This is a genomic window from Alkalibacterium sp. s-m-28 (genome assembly GCF_054658175.1).
This window is the reverse complement of sequence record NZ_BAAGIQ010000105.1, coordinates 1-6,086: the sequence shown is the minus strand read 5'-3', so window position 1 is coordinate 6,086 and position 6,086 is coordinate 1. Positions and strand designations below refer to the sequence as shown.

The following is a 6,086-nucleotide window of genomic DNA, read 5'->3' as shown; positions in this document are numbered from 1 at the left end:
TCTCCTGAACGTCAAGTTTTTCTAAAAAATCAATGTCAAATAAAGTGGGTTGTTGTATAATGGACATAAGGAATCCCTCCTGGAGTACGTGTCTTAGTCGACAACCTAATTGTACCATATGGGGGGGGTTCCTTTTTTCTATGTTTTAAAAAAGTTGATTTATCAGGTGTTAAACACGACAAATAATTATGAAATTGGCTCAGTTAGTATATCCAAATGACAGAAACAATTTTTATATGGAATGCATTCAACTTAGACAGACGTTTAATCTGTTAAGTTAAAGCTCAAACGATATTTTCCTGCCAGTATGAATGTTAGTCAATTTAAGTGCAGGCTTAGACAATTTTTATCCGCCAGTTAATATTTGGTGAGTAGCTGGACGACTCTAGCGGCTTCTTCACCACCAGATGACCCGCTATAGGGCAGGCTAGTCAACTCGTATGGCTAATTCGTCACCACTCGACCCTCTAGAGAGCAGGCTAGTCAACTCGTGTGGCTTATTCTCCACCAGTTGACCAGCTAGAGGACAGGCTGGTCAACTCAAGAAGATTTTTCTTCCTCAGATGACCCACCAGAGCGTTAGCCGGGCGACTCAGAGACACTTCAACCCGCGAGTTAGCAATCTACGAACTAGAATTTAGTAGGTATAGAAAAACCGATTAGAAGTACACTTATGTACTACCTAATCGGTTTATTTTTCTCATACTTTGAACAAAATCCTTTACAGCATCAATTCATATTAAACTTCAAAGATCAAAGTGGTATTCTGATCCAGCCTGAAGGGACCGGGCGTGACCCGTGTATCGGTTCTGCTGTTACTAAAATAATCTGTGTCAAAACGGTAAGGAGAATTATCAGGCTTTTCAAAGGCCATCTCAGCATGATATGTTTTGCCCAGCATGTCTGTAGTGACCATAGCTTCAGAATGCTCACCTAAGGATGCTGGTTGACTGATTTCAATATGCACCATTCCTTCCACCGGATTACTCTCGATATGGAATACTTTTTCCCTTAGCGTAGCAGCATTCGTTTCTTGAGAGCTTGGAACTGCCTCATTAAGGTAGAGGTTCCCATCCATCGAAACAGGCAAGACTGCATTGCCTACTAAAATAGCGTCTGCTGCATCTCCCAGTTCCGCAATTTCTTCTTTAGTCATATCCCACCACTGCTTTTCATCGGCATTTGGATGCTGATTGTATCCGCCTAGACCAACAGGATGCAGGTAGCAGATGGAATCATCCGGAACACCGTCCATAACTTTTTTCTCTCCAGCTTCAGAAGCTTCCCGATTTTTAAGCGGAAGATGTTCGAAGAATCTAATCGGCACAGGTTCTTTATTTCCATCTTCATCACCAAGGAATATATTATTAAAGTAGCGGTCATCCCCTCCAGTTATATTCGAGTAGCCGGCCATAGCTGTCTCATGTGGGAAATGGTAAGGCGTAATTCGTGTGAGTTCAGATTGAACAACAAATCTGCCGGCAAATAGATTATGCACAAAGGCTCCACCTTGAGCCATGTTTCGGAAATTCATATGAGACAAAAACAGATTGTGATCAACCAAATAGGGACCATGGCAGACCTCGACGAATAAATCTTCTGACAAGTTATCGAAAAAGACATTGCGACTGATGCGGGTTCCCTGTGCCTGCCAGTCCAGCCAGAGTCCTCTGTAACTGCTGTAAATTTTATTGTCCGTGATTTGAGTGTCCAAAGCGGCGTGCAGTTTGATTCCACCTACTTCAGCCCCATGACGAAGACGTTTATGGTGGATATTGTAAATACGGTTATGTGAAATTTCGCTGAAAGCTGCGCCCATGTGACCGACAATTCCAGCTTGTTCACAGTCGTGAATAATATTGTTACGCACAATATGACTGCCGACCGTATCTTTATGCCAGCCTGAATGGAGAGCCTTCAAGATGGCTTCCTGTTCCCGCTGAGTTCCACCTTTTCTTTTTCTATCTTTGTGCCCCGTACCAGTTTCTGTGCCTAAGCTGATGCCCACGTTTTTTGATTCGCTGATAGTATTGTTTTCGATAATCCAACCCTTGCTCCAATGAGGACCAATCAGTCCTTCCTGAGAGTCAGTTGGGGGTGCCCATTGAGGTGAGGCTTGAGTAAGCGTGAAACCACTGACGGTAATATAATTCACACCGGATTTTTCAGGCCAGAAGCAGTGAGGGCGTACATTTATTTCCACATTCTCACTTCGGGGATCTTTGCCACCAAAGTTTGCCCATATTTTCGTCGTTTCTGTCCCCACTTTTGTATGCCATTTTAATAGAGAATCATCTGAATATTTCGCTTCAGACCATCTTTCAGGATGATTTACTTCCTCCACACTGCCGCATTCATAAAGAGATTTTCCGTCCAGATAGACTTCACCCAAGTGAGCAGTCAGGTCTCCGTCAAAGAGCCAGTCGCCACTCAGCTCGACTTCATATGGGTTCCGATTTTTAAATAAGGAGTTAGACACTTCTGTACTCCAGACATTGTTTCCTTCAGAAGTCCATTCTGAAATACGCTCAGCCCCTGAGATAACGACTTCTCCATCGCCAGCAGCTTTGTAAAGTATTCTCTGTTCTTCTGTTCCTCCATTTAAAGGATTGATCCATTCTCTGTACACTCCGGCATGAACAGTAACGGTATCGCCAGGCTCTGCTAAAGCAGCCGCTCGTGAGATTGTGCGAAAAGGCTGTTCTTTTGTTCCTGTATTTTGGTCATTTCCTTGCGTTGATATATGGTAGTCCATTATTTTCTCCTTTTTCCTGTCATAAAAAGTTTAAGGTCATTTAATGACGGATGACAGGTTTTATTTGTGTGATAATTGATGTATTAAATGTAGTGTGTCTCAATCTATTTTACCAGAATGTTAGTGCAGGTATTCAAAGACAAGTGATTGAGTAAACTGTCAGCCACTGACAAGATTGCTTTAAACTATAAGAAAAATCTGCTAAAGCATAACTGATTCAGGCATGGATAGAGTGTCAATTTTTTCAATCGGCCGTGTTATAATTCAGGTATAGAGACGTTCTGAATTTACAAATAAATCTGGATAATTAAGGCGGTTTAACAAACAGCTTCAAGCCTTTACTTAAAGGAGAAATACGATGAAAAACAGTAACGAAGGATTTTTTTCTTCAAAAAATCCCCAACAATTAGAATACGTCAGCAGTGGCCATAAGCCGGTAAACTCCCATAAATGGGGACCTGGGGTGCGGGATGTCTATGCATTACACTACATAATCAAAGGCAAAGGCACACTGAAAACCCGGTCAAAAGAATTTGAACTTAAAGAAGGGGAGAGTTTTCTGATTTATCCGTATACAGAAATCTCCTATCATCCAGATTCAACTGATCCTTGGGAGTACGCCTGGATTGAATTCAAAGGCGAAGAAGCTTCTCAGATAATAGATTTAACCAGATTTTCAGTTGATTCTCCAGTTAGTCCTGCTGCATCGATAAATTTAGCTGAGTACTATTTCACTGAATTGGACGCTGAGAAGACTGCTTATGAAGACATACGTCTGGAGGCAAAACTCCGACTGCTCTTGTCTTACTATGTGGAACAGTTTCCAGCAGATAGGGTAAAAAGCGATATCGACTATGTTCAGCAGGCAAAAAAATACATTTATCAGCATTACTGGAAAGCATCTCTGACGGTCTCTGATATTGTGGGAGCTGTAAATATTGAGCGCAGCTATTTATTTCGACTGTTTAAGGGCGAAACAGGGCTGCCGATTTCTTCTTACATTAGGCAAGTCAGAATTCAGCAAGCAAGTGTGCTGCTGGAGTCTTCTGACTTGTCAGTCAGCTCCATCGCTTACTCTGTAGGGTACAAAGATCCGTTGTATTTTTCTAAAGTATTTAAAAAGACAACGGCAAAAACACCGTCTGCTTATAGAACATAGAAAAACACGTTATCGAAAGAGGACACAGTTACCTGACTCCCGGTAGTAGGTAATCAAGTCCTCCAAAGCCTGTCTTTCGCAGCCCAGAGGCACTTTAAGACAGTCCAGACAGGAAAATGTTCGGGCTGTCCGCGAGACGACTTTCAAATTTAAAGCAACTTCGTCCGGGTGAAGAGGAACCTTGCAGTGCTGGCAAGTAGTAGGGTTACTCATGTCAGCTGACAACTTTCGCTCTAACAATGAGACAATCATGCTTTGGCACAACGGGATTATAGCGTTCTTTAAATTGTCCGATTGTTTTATGCTCCCAGCAGTCATATAGTTCAAGAGAACATTTAGAAGCATAAGGAAGACCCATATCCCAGAACTGCAGCGATATTTCACGCTGCGTGTCACTTAAGTTAAAGAAACCGATGGCTAAATCGCCGTCTGACAGGACTTTGACTTGAATAAAGACATCATCGTCATGAAACCACTGAGGTTCGGGTTTTATACGGTAGGCACCTCTGCTTTCCACGTCCTGATTAATGGCAAGGAGATCTTTGTTCAGAAGAATGTCTTTGGTCATATGGCTAGCCTCACGTATATCACAGCCAATCATAAGAGGTGACCCCATCATGCTCCACAAGGAAAAGTGGGTTTTGTATTGACTGTCTGTGCAGCCTCCGATTTTACTGCCAATGAAGCCGTCATTACTGCCGCCATACATGCCGACAACCAACATGTCCATATCATTGTGGCAATATGACCCTGTATAACGCGCTTTATCCACTTGAGACAAGGTGAGTTTCTTTATGGATTCCCAATTATCCTGAATGTCTCCCGTGGAGCGGTACATATGAGCACCGGATTCACGAATCCAGTGATAGACATCATCTTCTCCCCAGTTACAGGCAGAAAATAAAATATCTCTTCCGGAATTCTTTAAAGCCAGACTCATGCGCTTGTAAAGCAGTTCCCCTGACATTTGTCTTGGCTTGAAGCAGTAGTCGTACTTAAGTAAATCAATGCCCCATTCTGCGAACTGTCTGGCATCTTCAAATTCGTGTTCAAAACTTCCTGGATACCCGGCACAAGTATGCGTGCCGGCGCAGGAATAGATGCCTAGCTTTAACCCTTTACTATGAACATAGTCAGCGAACGCTTTAATCCCACTGGGAAACTTTTCGGAATCGGGTACCAGCTGTCCATTTTCGTCCCGCTCTTTAAGACTCCAGCAGTCATCAATAACAATATACTCATAACCGGCATCTTTGTAGCCATCGGAAACGAAAGTATTAGCTACCTCTTTAATCAGCGTTTCATTGATATCCCATGTAAATGTATTCCAAGAGTTCCATCCTAGAGGAGGTGTGAGCCCCATAGTGTTTTGGCTTGTCATATCAGTTAGTCCACTCCTTAGTTTTTTTAACAGTAAACTTGTTGTTAAGCTGATTTAATCATAATCAGCAGCCAGTTAACTATAGGGATATGTTGTATTCGTATGGATGGATGTTGTTTTTTAAAAGAGGTCTTAATTGCCTAAAAAAGCACGGATTCAGTATTGGATTATTTCCAAACTGCTTCCGTGCATCTGTTTAATAATTTAGTGTTAGTTTATTAAATGATTATAGAAAAATCATTTTACTTCGACAATTTCTACGGGACCGTGATCATCACAGTGGTCGCCATGTACGTGGTGAAGCCGACCGTTGACTAAATAGTCTTTGTGGTCCCCATGCTGGACCATTTCATGTCCGCAGTCGCCGTCATGATGACAGCCACAGTTCATAGGGCTGCAGTCATCGGGGTTCTTTTCAGAAACATCTATGGCACACTCATCCCAGTGCCCCTTATGTTCGTGATGCAAATGCCCGTCATGGACATAATCAATATGGTCACCGTGCTTGATCTTAGTGTGTCCGCAGTCCAGACTGTGCTCATGCGTATGGTTTTTATGAACATCATGTTCCTCAGTCATTAATAGCCCCTCCTCAAGGTTGTCGTTAGTGTCAATACTTTCTTTTAATAATTGCTTACAATGGTTGTTATATCAAGGAAAAGCAAAAAAACACTTGCCCCTCCCTCATTTATCGGTAAAATAGTAGGTATCCGACTACCAAACTATCCCCAGAAAGAAGGAAAAGCAAGTGCTGTATACCCCTATTATAAACTGTCAGTTTGAAATTATCT

4 protein-coding genes are annotated in these 6,086 nt (G+C 42.3%); 1 reads left to right on the top strand and 3 read right to left on the bottom strand.

The genetic code is table 11. The features are described 5' to 3' along the window. Positions 1-739: 739 nt before the first annotated feature. Positions 740-2,755: a right-handed parallel beta-helix repeat-containing protein gene (locus tag ACYQ4S_RS10415; RefSeq protein WP_459770997.1), complete on the bottom strand. Its 2,016-nt coding sequence runs from the start codon at positions 2,753-2,755 to the stop codon at positions 740-742. A 358-nt stretch (positions 2,756-3,113) separates the two neighbouring features. Between ACYQ4S_RS10415 and ACYQ4S_RS10410 the strand changes: the two genes are divergently transcribed. After that, on the top strand, positions 3,114-3,914 hold the full coding sequence (locus ACYQ4S_RS10410) for an AraC family transcriptional regulator (RefSeq protein WP_459770995.1): 801 nt from the start codon (positions 3,114-3,116) through the stop codon (positions 3,912-3,914). A gap of 214 nt (positions 3,915-4,128) precedes the next feature. Here ACYQ4S_RS10410 and ACYQ4S_RS10405 read toward each other — a convergent pair whose 3' ends face one another. After that, positions 4,129-5,295, bottom strand: a complete 1,167-nt coding sequence (locus ACYQ4S_RS10405) for a glycoside hydrolase family 27 protein (protein ID WP_346025597.1) — start codon at positions 5,293-5,295, stop codon at positions 4,129-4,131. A 237-nt stretch (positions 5,296-5,532) separates the two neighbouring features. After that, positions 5,533-5,874, bottom strand: coding sequence for a hypothetical protein (locus tag ACYQ4S_RS10400; RefSeq protein WP_346025596.1), 342 nt, complete (start codon positions 5,872-5,874; stop codon positions 5,533-5,535). Positions 5,875-6,086: the final 212 nt, after the last annotated feature.